Source organism: Xanthomonas sp. CPBF 426, assembly GCF_903989465.1.
Lineage (GTDB): Bacteria > Pseudomonadota > Gammaproteobacteria > Xanthomonadales > Xanthomonadaceae > Xanthomonas > Xanthomonas euroxanthea.
The window spans coordinates 3,474,599-3,494,532 of sequence record NZ_LR861805.1 but is presented as its reverse complement, the minus strand read 5'-3'; the positions used below and the strand labels follow the sequence as shown (position 1 = coordinate 3,494,532).

Sequence of the window (19,934 nt, the reverse complement as noted above, 5' to 3'; positions counted from 1 at the left end):
GCAGTGCTGGATGCGTCTTGTTCGATCATGAAGCGTCGGCTCCACGTCCAATGCGCGCCGCACGACAGACAGCTTTCAGATGAGCGCCGACCAACTGTCTGGTGCGGTGTCCTTGCCGGTTGCGGGACCGTGTGGCGGCATGGATGCCGCCACTGAGCCCCCACCGCCAGGGACGGATTCACGGCGTGCCCTGCAAGCGGTGACGGCGCCGCGCCCTCGATTCAGTGCTTGATCGCAGCATCGCTGCACATCGATGGAACCACCGCGATCTGGCATGGTCACACCCTGGATGGTGTCGATGTAAGGAGTTCCATGATGCAATCCAAGTCTTCGCGTTGGCCGTGGCTGCTGGCGGTGCCGGTGGTGGCCGGCGCTGCCTGGTGGCTGTTCAGCGGGTCACCCACTGCGCCGGGCGCCTTGCCAGCGCCGATCAGCCAGACCGCCAGCGCCGTGGCAGCGGCGGTGACCCCGTCGCCGCCGGTGCCGGCGGGGCCGCGCCATCCGGTGCAGCAGCCCTCGGCCGATGCCGCCGACGCGGCGATCCCTGCGCTGGGTCAGAGCGATGCGGCAGCGTGGGAGGCCTTGCTGGCGTTGGTGCAGGACGACGGTGCATTGTCGATCGTGTTGCGCAAGCACTTGATCGAACGGATTGTGGTGATGATCGACAATCTCACCCAGCCCAGCATCAGCCGTCGCGCCTCGGTGCTGCAGCCGGTGGCAGGTGAATTTTTGGTGTCCGATGCCACCGGAAGTGAGGTGATCGACCAGGCCAATGCGGCGCGTTATGCGCCGTACGTTGCGGCGTTCACCCAGGTGGATGCGCAGGCGCTGGTGCGCAGTTATGTACGTTTCTATCCGTTGTTGCAGCAGGCGTATGCCGACCTGGGCGCGCCGGACCGTTACTTCAACGATCGCGTGATCGACGTGATCGATCATTTGCTGCGCACGCCCGACCCGGCACAGCCGATCAGGGTGCAACGCGACGAGCGTGGCCGTTATCGGTTTGTCGATCCGGCGTTGGAGTCGCTGTCGGTCGGTCAAAAGGCGCTGCTGCGGCTGGGGCCGGCGCAGGCGGCTGCCGTGAAGGCGCAGTTGCAGCGGATCCGCACGGCGTTGCTGCAGGGACGTTGAAGCAGCGTGTGGTGGCGCGAGGATAAGGCCGCCCGGTGCGGCCTTGCATGCATGGTTGCAGCTTCGCGCCACATTCCGGCATGAAGCAACGCAGGTGGGCGGCACGCGCTACGCCACGTGCCGCCACTGCTTACGCCGCATCCAGTTCCGGATAGTGGCGGAAGATGCCATTGGTATTGAACGCCACGCGTCGGTCGGATGCGAGATAGGCCGCGATGCGCGGGCGCGCGGCCACGCGTTGCTGCAAGGCCTTCAGGCCGGGAAGATCGGCCGATAGTGTCTTCATGCGCTTGGGGAACATGTACTCCAGTCCGCTGACCAACTGGAACAGCGACAGGTCCACGTACGAGTGCGTGCCCAGCACATGGGTGCCGCCGGCCTGTTGCAGCACCTGCTCGAAATAGCCCAGGAACTTGGGCAGGCGGTTGTCGCGCAGGTCCTTGGCGCGCTTGGCCGCCTCGGCTTTCTGATCTTCGTAATACAGGCCGGTGGCGATCGGATGATGGCTGTCGTGCACCTCGGCCACCAGATCGGCGATGGTCAGCTGCAACTGCAATGCCTGGATGCGCTGCGCGTCCGAGTCGGGTACCAGCTGCAGTTGTGGCCCGATGACATGCAGGATGGCCGCGACCTGCGCAACCACCGTATCGCCAGCCTTGAGGAAGGGCGGCGCAAACGGCTGCGCGCCGGCCTGGTTGCCTTCCAAAAAGGCATTCATCACCTCATCGCCTTCCACGCGCGCCACGTCGGTATAGTCGGCACCGGCATCTTCCAGTGCGAGGCGGACGAATTCGCCGCGGCCCTGCAGGCCGGTCCAGTAGTAGAGCTGGTAGTGCATGTGCTGCTCCGCGATTGACAACGCTACACCATAGAAACCGCGCGGCTAGGCGGGCGTGAGCGAGGCGTCAGCGGGCTGTGACCCGATATCATCGTGCGGTTGTGCCAGCAGCCAGGCCAGCTTGCGCGCGCGCGGTTGTTGCTTGAGCTGCCACTCCGCGCGCGAGGCGGCGGCGCGGTCCGCATATGGATGGCTGGCAAGCAGTTCCAGCGGCGGATGTGCACGTGTATAGCGCGCGCCGGTGCCACGCAGGTGTGCCTGAAAGCGCCGCTCCAGATCATTGGTGATGCCGGCGTAATAACTGCCGTTGCGGCACAGCAGCAGGTAGAGGTGCCAGGGCTTGGGTGCATCCATGTGCCCATTATCGCCATTGGCCGGGTGTCGTGCAGCGAGGGTCTTGGCGCGCGCCGGGCATGGATGACCGGCACGCTGCGACGCGTGAGTGAATAACCATCTGAACATTGGTTATTTGACGCTTGAGCCAGCTGCAAACAGCATGCGCTACCGCATTGCAGCGCCGTTTTGGCTTGCGCTGCGCAAGGGTCGCCGTGCACAGCGCTCGCCGACTCGCAGTTCCCCACGCTGCTGCAAGACAGCCGACGCCACGAAAGGACGTACATGCCCGCGCGACACCGGACCCCTGCAAGGATCCTCGCTGCTTCGAGATGGTTGGCCAGGCCGCAGGTGTTGGCGTGGAGTCTGGCGTGGGCGGTTACGCCGGTGCTGGCCGATGAAGTGGGCGAGGCTGCCGCAACGCCGGAGCGCGCCGCGCAGACACTGGGTGCGGTCACCGTGACCGCCACGCGCCGCGAAACCACCCTGCAGCAGGTGCCGGTGGCGGTATCGGTGGTCCAGGGCGAGACGCTTGAGCGCGAAAACCGCAACAGCGTGGCCGACCTGCCGGCGCTGGTGCCCAGCCTGACCTTCCGCACTGGTGCCTCCAACAAGGACACCTCGTTGTTCCTGCGTGGCGTGGGCACCATTTCCACCTCGCCGGGCGTCGAGCCCAGCGTGGCCACGGTGATCGACGGGGTGGTGCTGGGGCGTCCAGGCCAGGCCACGCTGGACCTGCTCGATGTCGAGCGCATCGAAGTCCTGCGCGGGCCGCAGGGCACCTTGTTCGGCAAGAACGCCTCGGCCGGCGTGCTCAATATCGTCAGCAAGCCGGCGCCGGAACTGTTCGGCGGCTATGTCGATTATTCGCACTTCGGTGGCGGCGACGAAGACCGCGTGCGTGCCAGTGTTGGCGGCACGCTGGTGCCGGAGCTGCTCAAGGCCAGCGTGTCGGCGTTGTGGGCCGAGTACGGCGGCAATGTGCGCAACGCGGCCAACGGCCAGACCGTCAACGGCTACCGACGCTCCGGCGCGCGGCTGCGGCTGGACCTGACCCCGACCCCCGGCTTGAACGCGACGCTGCTCGCCGACTACCTGCAATCGCACAGCGATGCGCCCAGCGGGGTGGTGGTTGCCAGTACGCGTGCGGACTTCGCCGCAGCGCTGGCACCGGTCATCGCCAGCGCCGACAACCGGCAGATCAACAGCGATTACCGCACGTCTCTGGACGACATCAACAAGGGCGCCTCGCTGCAGCTGGACCAGCAACTCGGCGATGCGCTGCTGACCTCGATCAGCGCGTGGCGGCAATGGGACAACACCCAGTTCCAGGATGGCGATCGCACCGCGCAACGCAGCGCGGCGTTTCCGTCCTCGCACGACCGTGGTGACCTGGGCTACACGCAGTATTCGCAGGAAGTGCGCATCCAGACCCCGCGCGATCGTGCGGTGGAGGCGGTCGCCGGGCTGTATTACCTGCATGCGCGCGATGACGAAACCTACCGCCGCACGGTGACGACGCCCACCGCCAGCAACGTGGGCGTGGCCGATTACGCCACCCGCGCGGAAACCTATGCCGCCTTCGGCGAGGCCACCTGGCATTGGCGCCCGGATCTGCGTGCGCTATTGGGCGCGCGCTTCACCCGCGACACGCTCGACTACCGGCATCAGCGCGTGTCCAGCTCGGCAACCGCAGTCACCGGCATCCAGCCGTCCACCGCAAGCAGCGGCAGCACCGCGGAAAACGGGGTGTCGGGCCGTACCGGCCTGCAATACGACGTCGATGCGCGGACCACCGGCTACCTCACCTATTCGCGCGGCTACAAGGGCCCGGCCTACAACGTGTTCTTCAACATGCAGCCGCGCGATACGCCGGCGCTCAAGCCGGAGACCTCCAACGCCTGGGAACTCGGCCTGAAGGCGCGTGCGTTGGACGATCGCCTCAGTGCGAACGTCGCGCTGTTCCATACCGAATACGCCAACTACCAGGCCAACTTCTTCGATACCGTGGCCGGGCAGGTGGTGACGCGCCTGATCAACGCCGGGCAGGTGCGCACGCGGGGTCTGGAGCTGGATCTGGAGTATCGGCCCACCGAGCGGCTCAGCCTGGCCGGCTCGCTGGCCTACACGCAGGCGCGCATCCAGCGCTTCGCCTGTCCCGCCGCCGCCGCGGCCAACTGCAATGTCGACGGCCGGCCGTTGCCGTTTTCGCCTGACTGGAAGGGCAATCTGCGCGCCGGCTACCGGGTGCCGCTGCGCGGCAGCCTGGCGTTGGAAGTCAACGGCGACGTGAGCTGGCAGGACAGCGTGCAGTACGACCTCAGCCAGACCCCGCAGACCGTCCAGGGCCCGTATGCGATCTGGAACGCCAGCATCGCGCTGGCCGACGATGCGCATGGCTGGCGGGTGGCGGTGCTCGGCCGCAATCTCGGCGACCGCACGTACGCGCCATTGTTGGCCAATGCCACCGGCAACGTGTACCGGCTGGTGCCGCGTGACGACCAGCGTTATGTCGGGCTGCAATTGCACAAGGATTTTTGACGATGTTTGTGATGTGTTTCGAGAGTGATCCGAGCCATGCAGGCGCGACGCACGGTGGACTGCGATGAGCGCCGCACGACAGCTCTCGCTCGGGGCGTTCCTGATGGCCACCGGCCATCACGTGGCCGCGTGGCGGCACCCGCAGGCCAGTGCCGATCCGCTGGTGTTCGATCACTATCGTGAGATGGTGCGCATCGCCGAGGCCGCCCGGTTCGATGCGGTGTTCGTCGCCGACAGCCTGGCTGCGGCCGGTGGGCCGGTGGCATCGCGGATGGCGCGCTCCAGCCTGTTCGAGCCGCTCACGCTGCTGAGCGCGTTGGCGGTGGTGAGCGAGCGTATCGGCCTGATTGCCACCATGACCACCAGCTACAACGAGCCGTACCACGTGGCGCGCAAGTTCGCCTCGCTGGACCATCTGTCCGGTGGGCGTGCCGGCTGGAACCTGGTTACTTCCGATGCCGCCGACGAAGCATTGAACTTCAACCGCGACGCGCATTATGTGCATGCCGAGCGCTATGCGCGGGCGCGCGAATTCCAGCAGGTGGTCGCGGGGCTGTGGGACAGCTGGGACGACGATGCCTTCATCGCCGATACCGCCGCCGGCGTGCACTACGATCCGGCGCGGCTGCATGTGCTGGATCATCGCGGCACGCACTTCCAGGTCCGCGGCCCGCTCAACATCGCGCGTGCGCCCCAGGGGCATCCGGTGCTGGTGCAGGCCGGCTCGTCCGAGCCCGGGCGCGCGCTGGCGGCGGAAACGGCCGAGGTAGTGTTCACCGCGCAATCGTCGCTGGCCAAGGCGCAGGCGTTCTATGCCAACATCAAGGGGCGGCTGGAACAGTTCGGGCGTTCGCGCGATGCGTTGAAGGTGATGCCGGGTGTGTTCATCGTGGTCGGGCAGAGCCAGGCCGAGGCGCAGGAAAAATTCGAGCAGTTCCAGGCGCTGGTGGAGCCGGAGGTCGGCATCGCGCTGCTGTCGCGCATGCTGGGCAATTTCGACCTGTCCGGCTATCCGCCCGATGGCCCGTTGCCGGAGTTGCCGCTCACCGAAACCGGGCAACGCAGTCGCCAGCAGTTGTTCACCGAGCTGGCCGGACAGGAGCAACTGAGCATTGCCCAGCTCGGCCGGCGCATCGCAGGCGGGCGCGGGCATTACAGCCTGATCGGCACGCCCACGCAGATTGCCGACGAGCTGCAGGCCTGGTTCGAGCAGGGCGCCGCCGACGGCTTCAACGTGCTGGTACCCCATCTGCCCGGCGGCCTGGCCGATGTGGCCACGCACGTGGTGCCCGAGCTGCAGCGGCGTGGACTGTTCCGGCGTGAATATGCCGGGCGCACCTTGCGCGATCATCTGGGGCTGGCACGCCCCGTCAATCGCTTCAGCGCACGCTGACTCACCGGATACCCTGATGACCTATCTCGCACATCCCGATCGTTACGACCGTATCGCCTACCGCCGTGTCGGCCGCAGCGGTCTTGTCCTGCCTGCGCTGTCGCTGGGCCTGTGGCACAACTTCGGCGACAGCACGCCGATCGACACGCAGCGCGCATTGCTGCGTACCGCCTTCGACCTGGGCATTACCCATTTCGATCTGGCCAACAACTACGGCCCGCCGTATGGCAGCGCGGAAATCAACTTTGGCCGCCTGCTGCGTGAGGACTTCAGGCCGTATCGCGATGAATTGATCCTCTCCACCAAGGCCGGCTGGGACATGTGGCCGGGCCCGTACGGGCAGGGCGGCAGTTCGCGCAAGTACCTGCTGTCCAGCCTGGACCAGAGCCTGCAACGCCTGGGCGTGGACTACGTGGACATCTTCTACTCGCACCGCTTCGATGCGGACACGCCGCTGGAAGAGACCGCCGGTGCACTGGCCAGCGCGGTGCAGCAGGGCAAGGCGCTGTATGTGGGCGTGTCGTCGTATTCGGCGGCGCGCACGCGCGAAATCGCCGCGTTGTTGCGCGAGTGGAAGGTGCCGTTGTTGATCCATCAGCCGGCCTACAACCTGTTCAATCGCTGGGCCGAGCACGAATTGTTCGACGCAACCGAGGAGGTCGGCGCCGGGGTGATCGCCTTCACGCCGCTGGCGCAGGGCCTGTTGACCGGCAAGTACCTCAATGGCGTCCCCGGCGATGCGCGGGTGAACCGGCCTGGTGGCGACTCGCTGCGGCCGGAACATCTGTCCGAGGACAACCTGCGACGCGCACGCGGGCTGGAGGCGATCGCGCAGCGGCGTGGACAGAGTCTGGCGCAGCTGGCCTTGGCCTGGGTGCTGCGCGACCGGCGGGTGAGCTCGGCATTGCTGGGTGTCAGCCGACCGGAGCAGTTGATCGAAAACGTCGCGGCCTTGCAGACGCCCGAGTTCAGTGCGGAAGAGCTGGCCGAGATCGATCGCTTTGCGGTCGAGGGGGGCGTGAACCTCTGGGAAAAACCGTCCACCGACTGGCAATGAGGAACACGCCGATGCGCTACCGTTTTTTGTTTGCTGCGTTGCTGTTGTGCGGCATCGCGTGGCTGCAACCCGCAACGGCCGCCGAGCCGGCGCAGCTGCGTATCGGCTATCAGAAAGCGGTATCCAGCCTGGTGCTGGCCAAACAGCATCGGTTGCTGGAGCAGCGCTTCCCGCGCACCAAAATCAGCTGGGTGGAGTTCCCGGCCGGCCCGCAGCTGCTGGAAGCCTTGAACGTGGGCAGCATCGACCTGGGCGGTGCGGGTGACATTCCGCCGCTGTTCGCGCAGGCCGCCGGTGCCGACCTGCTGTACGTGGGCTGGGTGCCGCCCACGCCCAAGGCCGAGACCATCCTGGTGCCGGCCAGCAGCTCGCTGCGGCGGGTGGCCGACCTCAAGGGCAAGCGGGTTGCCTTCCAGAAGGGCTCCAGCGCGCACAACCTGCTGCTGCGCCTGTTGGCCAAGTCCGGCCTGGGCATGCGCGACATCACGCCGTTGTATCTGTCGCCGGCCAATGCACGTGCGGCGTTCGCCGCCGGGCAGGTGGATGCCTGGGCGATCTGGGACCCGTGGTATTCGGCACTGACGCTGGAGGGCAGCGCACGCCTGCTCGCCAACGGCGAAGGGCTGGGGCTGACCGGCGGGTTCTTCCTGTCCTCGCGCCGTTACGCCACCGCCTGGGGCCCGTTCGTGCAGCAGGTGATGGTGCAGCTCAACCAGGCCGATGGCTTGCTGGAGCGCGACCGCGCCGGCAGCATCAAGGTGCTGGCGCAGGTCAGCGGGCTGTCGCCCGCGGTGGTCGAGCGCACGCTGACGCACCGCCCGCCGGCCAGCGTGCAGCCGCTCAGCGCCGAGGTCGTCAAGGCGCAGCAGGCCACAGCCGATCTGTTCTACGCGCAGCGCCTGTTGCCCAAACGCGTGCTGGTGGCGCCGGCGGTATGGCGTGCGCCCGCGGCGGCGGCCGCGCAAACGGCGGGCAAGCCGGCGGGGGGCAAGTGATGCGCGCAAGCCGCAGCACACGCGCAGGTGCGGACGCGTGCCGGACATCGGCAACGGGCAGATGCGCGCCGTCGCGTCGAGGCCCTGCCACCACACCACGGTTGCGCGATGCGTAGCCGCCTGCAGCGTCTGGGCAATGCACTGGTGCCCTGGGTGTTGCCGCTGGCCTTGCTGGTGGCCTGGCAGGTCGCGGCCTCCGGCGGCTGGTTGCCGCAGCGCATCCTGCCTGCGCCGGACGCGGTGCTGCGCGCGGCAGTCACCTTGGTGCGCAGTGGCGAGTTGTGGCAACACCTGGCGATCAGCAGCTGGCGGGCGGCCGTGGGCCTGGCCATCGGCGGCGGCATCGGCTTTGCGCTGGGCCTGCTGACCGGCGTGTCGCGGGTGGCCGAGCGCCTGCTCGACAGCAGCCTGCAGATGCTGCGCAACGTGCCGCATCTGGCGCTGATTCCGCTGGTGATCCTGTGGTTCGGCATCGACGAGGGCGCCAAGCTGTTCCTGGTGGCATTGGGCACGTTCTTCCCGATCTACCTCAACACCTACCACGGCATCCGCAGCGTGGACCCGGCCTTGATCGAGATGGCGCGCAATTACGGCTTGCGCGGGCCGCAGCTGTTCGTCGATGTGTTGTTGCCCGGCGCATTGCCGTCGATCCTGGTCGGCTTGCGCTTTGCGTTGGGGCTGATGTGGCTGACGCTGATCGTGGCCGAAACCATTTCCGCAAGTTCCGGTATCGGCTATCTGGCGACCAACGCGCGCGAGTTTCTGCAGACCGACATCGTGGTGGTCGCCATCGTGTTGTATGCACTGCTCGGCAAGCTGGCCGATCTGGCCGCACGCGGACTGGAAGCCTGGTGGCTGGGCTGGCATCCGGCGCAGCAACAACGTGCGGAGCTGCGCCGATGAGCGCGACCGAGACCGGCCTGCCGCTGCACTTGCGCGGCATCGGCAAGCGCTACGGCGACAGCGCCGTGTTGCGCGACATCGACCTGGACGTCGCACCTGGCGCATGTGTGGCGGTGGTCGGGCGCAGCGGCTGCGGCAAGAGCACCTTGCTGCGGGTGATCGCCGGGCTGGAGACGGCCGAGACCGGCACCGTCGACAGCGGTCATGCCGCGCTGGCGGCGCAGCGCGACGCGGTGCGGCTGATGTTCCAGGACGCGCGGCTGCTGCCGTGGAAGCGCGTGATCGACAACGTGGCGCTGGGCCTGGGGCGTGCCGGGCGTGCGCAGGCACAGGTGGCGCTGGACGCGGTGGGGCTGGGCTCGCGTGGCGGCGACTGGCCGGCGACGCTGTCCGGCGGCCAGCGCCAGCGCGTGGCCCTGGCGCGTGCGCTGGTGCATCGGCCGCGGCTGTTGTTGCTGGACGAACCGCTGGGCGCGCTGGATGCGTTGACGCGCATCGAGATGCAGCAGCTGATCGTACAGTTGTGGCGGCAGCATGGCTTCACCCTGGTGCTGGTGACCCACGACGTGGCCGAGGCCAGTGCGCTGGCCGATCGCATCGTGCTGATCGAACACGGCCAGGTCGGCCTGGATCTGCCGGTGCCGGTCCCGCATCCGCGTGCACCCGGCGCGCCGGCCCTGGCGGCAATCCAGGCGCAGGTGCTGGCGCGCCTGCTGCGGACGCCGGACGTGGTGGCGCCAGCGGGCGCGGAGACTCCTGCTGTGGAGCGGGAGGGTGCCATGCCTGCACCTTTGTCTCTCCGGCGGATCATCTGACGGTTTGCCGGTGGGCCTGGGTCGCTCAGGCCACTGTGCGAGCCCGTAGCGCGCAGCCCATCCCATGGATATGAGCCGGTCCTGGTGCCCGCATCGGCGCCTGCGCAGCCGCCACACCTTGAAACCCCGCACAGCAGCCGCATCTGCACGGTATCGTCGGCGTTGCCGGCCACCAGTTCAGAGGATTCTCCCCATGCGGATGGACAAGCTCACCTCGCGGTTCCAGCAGGCGCTGGCCGACGCGCAGTCGCTGGCCGTGGGCCGCGACCACAACATCATCGAGCCGGTGCACGTGCTGGCCGCCCTGCTCGACCAGAGCGGCGGCAGCACGCGCCCGCTGCTGTCGCAGGCCGGCGTCAACGTGCCGCTGCTGCGGGAGCGGCTGGGCGAGGCGCTGGACACGCTGCCCAAGGTCTCCGGGCAGGAAGGCAACCTGTCGATCGGCAACGATCTCAACCGCCTGCTCAACCAGACCGACAAGCTGTCCCAGCAACATGGCGATGCGTTCATCGCCAGCGAGTGGTTCGTGCTGGCCGCCGCCGACGATGCCAGCCCGCTGGGCGTGGCGCTGCGCGCGGCCGGTGGCGACAAGAAGAAGATCGAAGCGGCCATCGACAAGCTGCGCGGCGGCGAAACCGTGCAGTCGGAAAACGCCGAGGAACAACGCCAGGCGCTGGAAAAATACACCATCGACCTGACTGCGCGTGCGGAGAGCGGCAAGCTCGATCCGGTGATCGGCCGCGACGAAGAGATCCGCCGCACCATCCAGGTGTTGCAGCGGCGCACCAAGAACAACCCGGTGCTGATCGGCGAACCGGGCGTGGGCAAGACCGCCATTGTCGAGGGCCTGGCCCAGCGCATCATCAACGGCGAAGTGCCCGAAGGCCTGCGCGGCAAGCGCGTGCTGTCGCTGGACATGGGCGCGTTGATTGCCGGCGCCAAGTTCCGCGGCGAGTTCGAAGAACGCCTGAAGGCGGTGCTCAGCGATCTGTCCAAGAACGAGGGCCAGATCATCCTGTTCATCGACGAGCTGCACACCATGGTCGGCGCCGGCAAGGCCGATGGCGCGATGGACGCCGGCAACATGCTCAAGCCGGCGCTGGCGCGTGGCGAGCTGCACTGCATCGGTGCCACCACGCTGGACGAATACCGCAAGTACATCGAGAAGGACGCCGCGCTGGAGCGACGCTTCCAGAAGGTGTTCGTGGGCGAGCCGACGGTGGAGGACACCATCGCGATCCTGCGCGGCTTGAAGGAACGCTACGCGGTGCATCACGGCGTGGAAATCACCGACCCGGCCATCGTCGCCGCCGCCACCCTGTCCAACCGCTACATCACCGACCGCCAGTTGCCGGACAAGGCCATCGACCTGATGGACGAGGCGGCTTCGCGTATCCGCATGGAGATCGACTCCAAGCCGGAAGAACTCGACCGCCTGGAGCGCCGCCTGATCCAGCTCAAGATCCAGCGCGAGATGCTGAAGAAGGAAAAGGACGACGCCTCGCGTCAGCGCCTGGCCGATCTGGAAACCGACATCGACAAGCTCGAGCGCGAGTTCTACGACCTCAACGAGTTGTGGAAGTCGGAAAAGGCCGCGTTGCAGGGCACCACCAAGGTCAAGGAGCAGATCGAGCACGCCAAGCTGGAACTGGAAGCGGCGCAACGGCGCCAGGACTACGCCAAGATGAGCGAGATCCAGTACGGCGTGCTGCCGCAGCTGGAAAAGCAGATGGCGCTGGCCAACGAGGTCGAACACCACGACTTCAAGCTGGTGCAGGACCGCGTCACCGCCGAGGAAATCGCCGAGGTGGTGTCGCGCTGGACCGGGATCCCGGTCAACAAGATGCTCGAAGGCGAGCGCGACAAACTGCTGCGCATGGAAGAGGAACTGCACCAGCGCGTGGTCGGGCAGAACGAGGCGATCAAGGTCGTCTCCGACGCGGTGCGGCGTTCGCGCGCCGGCCTGTCCGATCCCAACCGCCCGAGCGGCTCGTTCCTGTTCCTGGGCCCGACCGGCGTGGGCAAGACCGAGTTGTGCAAGGCGCTGGCGGACTTCCTGTTCGACAGCACCGAGGCAATGATCCGCATCGACATGAGCGAGTTCATGGAGAAGCATTCGGTGTCGCGCTTGATCGGTGCGCCCCCGGGCTACGTGGGCTACGAGGAAGGCGGCTACCTCACCGAGGCGGTGCGTCGGCGTCCGTATTCGCTGATCCTGCTGGACGAGGTGGAAAAGGCGCATGCCGATGTCTTCAACATCCTGCTGCAGGTGCTCGACGACGGCCGCCTCACCGATGGCCAGGGCCGCACGGTGGACTTCCGCAACACCGTCATCGTGATGACCTCCAACCTGGGCTCGCACCAGATCCAGGAACTGTCCGGCGACGGCAGCGCCGAGGCCTACACGCAGATGAAGGCGGCGGTGATGGGCGTGGTGCAGGCGCATTTCCGCCCGGAGTTCATCAACCGGCTGGACGACATCGTGGTGTTCCATCCGCTGGACAAGGCGCAGATCAAGTCGATCGCGCGCATCCAGTTGCATGGGCTGGAAAAACGCCTGTCCGAGCGCGGCCTCAAGCTGGACCTGGACGATGCGGCGCTGGAATTGCTGGGCAATGTCGGTTTCGACCCGGTGTATGGCGCCCGCCCGCTCAAGCGCGCGATCCAGTCGCAGGTGGAAAACCCGCTGGCGCAGCAGATCCTGTCGGGCCAGTACCTCGGTGGCGACACCGTGCAAGTGCGCGCTGAAGGCGGGCGGCTGGCTTTTACCAAGGGCTGAGGCGCAGCACCGGTTATGCGCGCGCACGCGCAGGGCAGGCATCTGGAGTTCGGTAAGGCTTGATTGGAGGGCGAGTCGTCCCGCAGGATGCGGGGGCGGCTCGCCTGCGGCATGCGGGTCGCTTTGGCGCCTAGTGAATAGCCGCGCTCTGCTCCCGTCGAACACCTCATCTGGCAAGGAACTTCAGATGCGTCTTGCGTATGTTTCGATCTATGTCGGCGTCGCCTTGGGATTAACAGGTGCCCTGCACGCAGCGGAAGTGCCGGATATTTTCGCCGCGCTCAAGGCTTACGAGGCGGAGGACTACGCGGGTTGTGCCCAGGTGATGGCCGCACTGCAGCGCTCCTCCGGCGAACTGCCGCAAAATGGCGAACTCCTGCGCGCGGAGTGTCTGGCGGCAGCGAAACAGACCGACGAGGCGATACGCTATCTCGAGGAGGAAATTCCACGGGGGCGAATCTCCATCGAGGATCTGCGCAGCAAGGACCGGCCGGGCCTGAATCGGCTGCGAAAGACGGATGGGTGGCCTGCGCTGCTGGCTAAGGCCGAACGCATCAGTGCGCAGCAGCAGACGGCGTTGAATCCGCAATTGCGGCAGGAACTGCTTGCGCGCGTAGAGAAGGATCAGCATGCGCAAAATGCAGCAATCACCGCTGGAGGCAAGCCAGCCGACTGGGCATCGATCGTGCCGGTGATGCGCGAAAACACCGAATGGCTCAAGCAGGTCGTCGCGACGCAGGGATGGCCAGGACGGCGCCTGGTGGGCGAAGACGGCGCAAATGCAGCATGGACCCTGATACAGCATGCCGACGCCGATCCGGCGTTTCAGGCGCAGGCTCTGGCCCTGATGGAAGCGGCGCTTGCCAGGCACGATGTGGCGCCCGACGATGTTGCGCTGCTCACCGATCGTGTCCTGCGTGCGCAAGGGAAGCCTCAGCGCTACGGCACCCAATTCGTGACCGATCCCGATGGCAGTAAGTCGTTGGCGCCTACCGAGGACCTGGCAGGTCTGGATGCGCGGCGTCGCCGCATGGGGTTACCTCCAATGGACCAGTACAAGCGGATGTTGGAAGACGTCTACCATCGGCCGGTGCACTGATTGTTGGTGGTGAGAGCGGCGTCGCCTGCGTGCGCGGCATGCAGGCGGGTTTGCTGAAGGACCTGACCGCTGGCGATGTCGTCATAGCCGGCTGTCATGAGGTGCGGGTCGGCGGCCGGGTATCGTCGGGCTCCTTGTCCAGCAGCGAGCCGCGCCATGACCGATCCGCAGTGGAAGCCCGAAACCATCGCCGTGCACGGCGGCTATACGCCCGATCCCACCACGCGGGCGGTGGCGGTGCCGATCTACCAGACCGTCGCCTACGCATTCGACGATACCCAGCATGGCGCGGACCTGTTCGACCTCAAGGTGCAGGGCAATATCTATAGCCGCATCATGAATCCGACCAACGACGTGCTGGAGCAGCGCGTGGCTGCGCTGGAAGGCGGCATTGGCGCGTTGGCACTGGCGTCGGGGCAGGCCGCGGTGACCTATGCGATCCAGACCATTGCCGAGGCCGGCGACAACATCGTCTCTTCCAGTGCGTTGTATGGCGGCACCTACAATCTGTTCGCGCATACCTTGCCGCAGTTCGGCATCGGCACGCGCTTTGCCGACTATCGCGATCCGCAGGCGTTTGCCGGCTTGATCGACGAACGCACCAAGGCGGTGTTCGTCGAGTCGATCGGCAACCCGCGCGGCAACATCACCGATATCGAGGCGGTGGCGGCAGTGGCGCACGCGCACGGCGTGCCGCTGATCGTGGACAACACCGTGGCCACGCCGTCGCTGCTGCGCCCGATCGAGTTCGGTGCCGACATCGTGGTGCATTCGCTGACCAAGTATCTGGGCGGCCATGGCAACAGCATCGGCGGGGCGATCGTGGACAGCGGGCGCTTTCCGTGGGCGGAGCACAAGCAGCGGTTTCCACGCCTCAACGAGCCGGACGTGAGCTATCACGGCGTGGTGTACACCGAAGCGCTGGGCGATGCCGCCTACATCGGCCGTGCGCGCGTGGTGCCGCTGCGCAATACCGGCGCGGCGTTGTCGCCGTTCAATGCGTTCCTGATCCTGCAAGGCATCGAAACGCTGCCGCTACGGATGGAGCGCATCAACGCCAACACGCTGGCAATAGCAACCTATCTGCAGCAGCACGCGCGGGTTGCCTGGGTCAATTACGCCGCGCTGCCGGATCATCCGGAGCATGCATTGGCGCAGAAGTATCTGGGCGGGCATGGCTCGGGCGTGCTGACCTTCGGCCTGCCCGGTGGGCGCGCGGCAGGCGCGCGTTTTCTGGATGCGCTGCAGTTGTTCACGCGGCTGGTGAACATCGGCGATGCGAAGTCGCTGGCCACGCATCCGGCATCGACCACGCACCGTCAGCTGGGCCCGGCCGAACTTGAGCATGCCGGGGTCAGCGAAGACACGGTGCGGTTATCGATCGGGATCGAGCATATCGACGATCTGCTGGCCGATCTGGAGCAGGCGCTGCAGGGGGCGTGAGGTTGATAGCCGTTACCTGAGCAGGAGTGCGCGAAGGAACGAGCTAGCCGGAGACGGCTAGCCCCCGCTCCCGTCGGGGGCGAGGAGGCATAGCTGGCGCGCCATGGGCGCGCGTGCCTTGGAGCGCCCGCGCCGCAAGCGCGGGCCGGGGCGCGCTTGCGGGGGTTGGGGTGAGGTACGGGTTCTCCGGGCACCGCCAAGCACGCTGTCTTTCTCGGGCTTCGGTAGGGGCGGCAGCGCGGCCGGGGACTGGCTCCTCGGCTCGGTCAGACATCCTGTCTGACTCGCCGCCGCGGCACATCCGTGTGCCGCTCTCCGCCAATCCCCGGCCACGCTGCCGCCTCGGCACGTCGCTTCCATGCCCTGGAAACCTTGAACAAGCCGGCAACGCGTGATTTGAAGCTCCCGTTACTGTTGGGCACCAATGCACGGGTTGCGCGCCAGCTTCACCTGCGCTTTGGTGCGCCCGCGCTGCCGCCTCGGCGCGTTGCTTCCATGCCCTGGGGAATTCCAGCACCCCACCGACGCGTGGCTGGATTTGGGGCGTGCCGACGCGCGGCGCCTGGCCGGTTGCCAGAGCGCGCCGGTGCCCCTGGCCAATCCTGCTACCATGCGCGCCCCTGAGGTGACTGCCGCGGTTGCGGTTGTTTAAACGGGAATCCGGTGCGTAGATCGCCTTGGCGAGCTGCAATGCCGGAGCTGCCCCCGCAACGGTGGGCGAGGTCATATGCCGCAACACGCCACTGTGCAGTCGCATGGGAAGGCGCGGCATCGGAGGCGCAGGCTTCCACTCGCGAGCCCGGAGACCGGCCTGAGGGATTGAACCGGCACGCGGTGGGCGTGGCCTTGCTCGTCTGGCGCTGCGCGTTGGACGCTTGGCCCGTTGCTGCCTGCCGCCCCATTGCCCCCGCGCGGGTAGGCGCGGTTCCAGGAGCAGCAGTCGATGTCCGTTTCTTCCGTTTTGGCGCGTCGTGCGGTGCTGGCCGCAGGGCTGTCGCTGTGCGTGGCCCACCTGGCCCACGCCGAGGCTGCCATCGATCTCGACCAGGTCGTGGTCACCGCCTCGCGCACTGCGCAGACCCAGGACCAGACGCTGGCGCCGGTCACGGTGATCGACCGCGCGCAGATCGAGCGTCGCCAGGTCAATTCACTGCAGGACCTGCTGCGTGGCGAGGCCGGCGTGGCGCTGGCCAACAACGGCGGCCCGGGCAAGCCGACCTCGCTGTTCCTGCGCGGCACCGAATCCGACCAGGTGGTGGTGTTGATCGATGGCGTGCGCATCGGCTCGGCCACCTCGGGCGGCGCGGCGTTGCAGGACGTGCCGATCGAGCAGATCGAGCGCATCGAAATCGTGCGCGGCCCGTTCTCCAGCCTGTACGGTTCCGAGGCGCTGGGCGGGGTGATCCAGATCTTTACCCGCCGCCCGCAAGGCCGCTTCGTGCCGACCTTCAGCGCGGCGGCCGGCAGCGACAACGCGCGCCGCTACAGCGCGGGCGTGGCCGGGCGCAGTGAAGGCGATCTGAGCGAAAGCGGTGGCTGGTACTCGGCCAACGCGGTGCATGACGAAACCGATGGCATCAACGCGTATCTGGACACCAGCTCCAGCGACTACGATCCGGATCGCGATGGCTACCGCAACGATTCGTTGAGCGTGCAGGGCGGCTGGCGCTTCAATCGCCAGTGGGATGCCGACGTGCACGGCCTGCGCGCGCAGAGCCGCAACGAATACGACGGCTCGGCCTTCGGCGGCAACCTGTCCAAGGGCGTGCAGCAGGCGGTCGGTGGCCGCGTGCGTTACGCGCCTACCGATGCGGTCAAGCTCACCGCCAGCGTCGGCAGCAGTTCCGACTTCAGCGATGCGTATTACGACGGTGCGTATGTGTCCACCTATGACACCAGCCGCAAGCAGGGCGCGTTGCAGGCCGATATCGCTGCCGGTGCGGGCCTGTTCACGGTCGGCTTCGATTGGCAGCGCGATGCCATCGCCAGCAGCGACACGTACAATGCTGACAGCCGCATCGACCGCGCCGCATTCGCGCAGTGGCAGCAAAGTTTCGGTGCGCAGTCGGTGCAGGCCAGCCTGCGTCGCAACGACAACAGCCAGTTCGGCGGCAAGACCACCGGCAGCCTGCTGTGGGGCTGGGATGTTGCCGAGCATCTGCGCCTGACCGCCAGCTACGGCACCGCGTTCAAGGCGCCGACCTTCAACGAGTTGTACTACCCCGATTTCGGCAATCCGTTGCTGGGGCCGGAAACCTCCCGAAGCGCCGAGCTCGGCCTGCGCGGCAGCTACGACTGGGGCACCTGGACGCTGCGCGCGTTCCAGACCCGCATCGACGACCTGATCGCCTACGACGCGGCGCTGGTGGATGCGGCGCATCCGTTCGGGCAGCCGAACAACATCGACCGGGCGCGCATCCGCGGCGTGGAAGCCGGCTACGACACCGAGCTGGCCGGCTGGACCGTGCGCAGCGCCTTGACCTGGCTGCAGCCGGAAGCCGATGGCGGCATCAATCAAGGCAACTGGCTGCCGCGGCGTGCGCGGCAGAGCGGGCGCATCGATGCGGACCGCAGCGTCGGGGCATTCGGCGTCGGCGCGAGCCTGTTCGGCTCCGGCAAGCGGTTCGACGATCTGGCCAACACCGAGCGCCTGGCCGGTTACGGCTTGCTGGATCTGCGCGTGAGCTATGCAGTGACTGCCGACTGGAAGGTCTCGCTCACTGCCAACAATGTGTTCGACCGCCAGTACGAAACCGCACGCTGGTATGCGCAGCCGGGGCGCAATTATCTGCTGACCCTGCGGTATCAAGCCGCGCAGTAAGCGCGGCTGGTGCACCGGCGATGGCCGCTGAGCGGCCTCGCGCGCCGGGCACCGACGCGGGTCCTGGAAGACACGCAGTGGCAGATTCGGGCGCAGGCGCGAGCCCTGCTCGCCACCCTGCCGCAACTGTCGTGGCAGCTCATGCCGGTCAGCAACCGGGTGGGGCAGGGCAGCGTGCCGGTGGGCGAACTGACGCGTCGATTTGTCGATCAGGCCGGCCGGCTGCACCAGGCATTGGCGCTACAGTGCGAGCCTGTGGTGCTGGTGGTGGCAGGTTGCCGATGGTTCTGAAGGGAGAGGTGGTGTGACAAGCGATTGGATCCATGGTGCCTGCGCGGTGCCGGACGCGCGCGTGCGCGCGGCTGCGCTGGCGCGGCAGGAACAACTGACCAAGCCGCCCGGCGCGCTGGGCCGGCTGGAACAGCTGGCGGTGCAACTGGCGGCCTGGCAGCGCAACGAACACCCCACCGTGCAGCGGGTCTGGATCGCGGTATATGCCGCCGACCACGGGGTCGCCGCAGAAGGCGTGTCTGCGTTTCCGCAGGCGGTCACCGGCGAGATGGTGCGTAATTTCGCCCGGGGTGGCGCCGCCATCGCGGTGCTGGCGCGCGAACTCGGTGCACGCCTGGAAGTGGTGAACCTGGGCGTGGTCAACGACCCGGGCGAGTTGCCGCGGGTGCGGCGTGCCTGGATCGCGCCAGCCAGCGCCAACATCTGCGAGCAGCCGGCGATGACCTCCACCCAGTTGCGCGATGCACTGGCCGCAGGCGCCGAAAGCGTTGCGCAGGCAAGAAGTTGCGACACGCAGCTGTTTGTCGGTGGCGAAATGGGCATCGGCAACACCACCTCGGCCGCGGCACTGGGCTGCGCGCTGCTGTCGCAGTTTCCGCAGGCGATGGCCGGTGCCGGTACCGGGCTGGATGCCGAGGGCATCGCCCACAAGGCCACCGTGATCACCCGTGCGCTGGCCCTGCATGCCGATGCCTCCACCGCGCTGGAGCGGCTGCGCCGGTTGGGCGGCTTCGAGATCGCCGCGTTGGTCGGCGCCTACATCGCCGCGGCGCAGGCCGGGATTCCGGTGCTGGTGGATGGCTTCATCAGCACCGCCGCAGCGCTGGTCGCCACCCATCTCAATGGCGGCGTGCGCGAATGGCTGCTGTTCGGGCATCGCTCGCAGGAGCGCGGCCATGCCGCCTTGCTGCGCGCACTCGACGCCGAACCGCTGCTGCAGCTGGATCTACGCCTGGGCGAGGCCAGCGGCGCAGCGGTGGCGATTCCGCTGTTGCGCCATGCCTGCGCCTTGCACAACGGCATGGCGACCTTTGCCGAAGCCGGCGTGTCCGACGCATGAGTGCGTAGATCGGCGTGCTGCGCGACGGCGACACCGGTCAGCGCAGCGACCGTGGCCAGCTCGACGACCCGCTCGCTGCACCGGGCTGGCAGCAGCTGCGCGCGGCCACCGCCGACCGCGCATGGGGCGCGGTGGTCGCCTCGACGCTGCAGCGCTGTGCCTTGTTCGTCATCGAGTTGGCAACTGCGCGTGCGCTGCCGCTGCATCAGGATCCGCGGTTGCGCGGATACCCCTCAGCCGTTGGCAGGGCGTGCCGGTGGCCGAGATTGACCGCGCCGACAGCGCCACGCTGGGGCGCTTCCGGGCCCTGGCGCCGTAAGCGAGCTGAGCATACGGGGTGTTCCTGGCGGGGCCGCACCGCCTATCGACGGTGACGTGCATCCGGCGCACGCGCCGCAGCCAGGCCGTTCAACGTGGACGCCTGCGGCGCGTTGT

General features: G+C 67.3%; 14 protein-coding genes, 2 pseudogenes and 1 riboswitch. Of the genes and pseudogenes, 14 read left to right on the top strand and 2 right to left on the bottom strand.

The genetic code is table 11. From position 1 onward, the window contains the following. Positions 1–315: 315 nt before the first annotated feature. Complete coding sequence (locus H7A87_RS14875; RefSeq protein ID WP_119127991.1) at positions 316–1,131, top strand: DUF3014 domain-containing protein; 816 nt, start codon at positions 316–318, stop codon at positions 1,129–1,131. Positions 1,132–1,261: 130 nt separating this feature from the next. On the opposite strand, the gene H7A87_RS14870 is transcribed toward H7A87_RS14875, so the two are convergent. Both H7A87_RS14870 and H7A87_RS14865 read right to left on the bottom strand, forming a co-directional pair. Continuing rightward, positions 1,262–1,969, bottom strand: a complete 708-nt coding sequence (locus tag H7A87_RS14870; RefSeq protein ID WP_119127615.1) for a glutathione S-transferase — start codon at positions 1,967–1,969, stop codon at positions 1,262–1,264. A gap of 45 nt (positions 1,970–2,014) precedes the next feature. Then, complete coding sequence (locus H7A87_RS14865; RefSeq protein ID WP_119127616.1) at positions 2,015–2,323, bottom strand: GIY-YIG nuclease family protein; 309 nt, start codon at positions 2,321–2,323, stop codon at positions 2,015–2,017. 264 nt (positions 2,324–2,587) lie between these two features. Here H7A87_RS14865 and H7A87_RS14860 point away from each other — a divergent pair, with 264 nt between their 5' ends. The 13 genes and pseudogenes from H7A87_RS14860 to H7A87_RS14800 all read left to right on the top strand — a co-directional run. Next, a complete protein-coding gene (locus H7A87_RS14860) occupies positions 2,588–4,843 on the top strand; it encodes a TonB-dependent receptor (RefSeq protein WP_232087857.1) in 2,256 nt (751 codons plus the stop codon). A gap of 64 nt (positions 4,844–4,907) precedes the next feature. Then, positions 4,908–6,236 carry an LLM class flavin-dependent oxidoreductase gene (locus H7A87_RS14855; RefSeq protein WP_119127618.1) on the top strand — a complete coding sequence of 443 codons (1,329 nt, stop codon included), beginning with the start codon at positions 4,908–4,910 and terminating at the stop codon, positions 6,234–6,236. Between the two features lie 16 nt (positions 6,237–6,252). Then, positions 6,253–7,293: an L-glyceraldehyde 3-phosphate reductase gene (gene mgrA / locus H7A87_RS14850; RefSeq protein WP_119127620.1), complete on the top strand. Its 1,041-nt coding sequence runs from the start codon at positions 6,253–6,255 to the stop codon at positions 7,291–7,293. 11 nt (positions 7,294–7,304) lie between these two features. After that, on the top strand, positions 7,305–8,288 hold the full coding sequence (locus tag H7A87_RS14845; RefSeq protein ID WP_119127622.1) for an aliphatic sulfonate ABC transporter substrate-binding protein: 984 nt from the start codon (positions 7,305–7,307) through the stop codon (positions 8,286–8,288). A 108-nt stretch (positions 8,289–8,396) separates the two neighbouring features. After that, on the top strand, positions 8,397–9,191 hold the full coding sequence (gene ssuC, locus H7A87_RS14840; protein WP_104650225.1) for an aliphatic sulfonate ABC transporter permease SsuC: 795 nt from the start codon (positions 8,397–8,399) through the stop codon (positions 9,189–9,191). Further along, positions 9,188–10,006 carry an ATP-binding cassette domain-containing protein gene (locus H7A87_RS14835; protein ID WP_119127624.1) on the top strand — a complete coding sequence of 273 codons (819 nt, stop codon included), beginning with the start codon at positions 9,188–9,190 and terminating at the stop codon, positions 10,004–10,006. The genes ssuC and H7A87_RS14835 overlap by 4 nt, the downstream gene beginning before the upstream one ends. A 193-nt stretch (positions 10,007–10,199) precedes the next feature. Then, complete coding sequence (gene clpB / locus H7A87_RS14830; RefSeq protein ID WP_119127626.1) at positions 10,200–12,785, top strand: ATP-dependent chaperone ClpB; 2,586 nt, start codon at positions 10,200–10,202, stop codon at positions 12,783–12,785. Between the two features lie 187 nt (positions 12,786–12,972). Beyond that, positions 12,973–13,884, top strand: coding sequence for a DUF6624 domain-containing protein (locus H7A87_RS14825; protein WP_119127628.1), 912 nt, complete (start codon positions 12,973–12,975; stop codon positions 13,882–13,884). Between the two features lie 156 nt (positions 13,885–14,040). Beyond that, on the top strand, positions 14,041–15,327 hold the full coding sequence (locus tag H7A87_RS14820) for an aminotransferase class I/II-fold pyridoxal phosphate-dependent enzyme (RefSeq protein ID WP_119127632.1): 1,287 nt from the start codon (positions 14,041–14,043) through the stop codon (positions 15,325–15,327). Between the two features lie 606 nt (positions 15,328–15,933). Beyond that, a riboswitch (cobalamin riboswitch) is annotated at positions 15,934–16,157 on the top strand. A gap of 113 nt (positions 16,158–16,270) precedes the next feature. Continuing rightward, complete coding sequence (btuB, locus tag H7A87_RS14815; protein WP_119127634.1) at positions 16,271–18,148, top strand: TonB-dependent vitamin B12 receptor; 1,878 nt, start codon at positions 16,271–16,273, stop codon at positions 18,146–18,148. Between the two features lie 84 nt (positions 18,149–18,232). Next, a pseudogene (locus H7A87_RS14810) lies at positions 18,233–18,456 on the top strand (bifunctional adenosylcobinamide kinase/adenosylcobinamide-phosphate guanylyltransferase); the annotation flags it as partial. Next, positions 18,453–19,499 carry a nicotinate-nucleotide--dimethylbenzimidazole phosphoribosyltransferase gene (gene cobT / locus H7A87_RS14805; RefSeq protein WP_119127637.1) on the top strand — a complete coding sequence of 349 codons (1,047 nt, stop codon included), beginning with the start codon at positions 18,453–18,455 and terminating at the stop codon, positions 19,497–19,499. The pseudogene H7A87_RS14810 and the gene cobT, both read left to right, overlap by 4 nt. Before the next feature lie 8 nt (positions 19,500–19,507). Continuing rightward, positions 19,508–19,806, top strand: a pseudogene (locus tag H7A87_RS14800) (histidine phosphatase family protein); the annotation flags it as partial. Positions 19,807–19,934 lie beyond the last annotated feature (128 nt).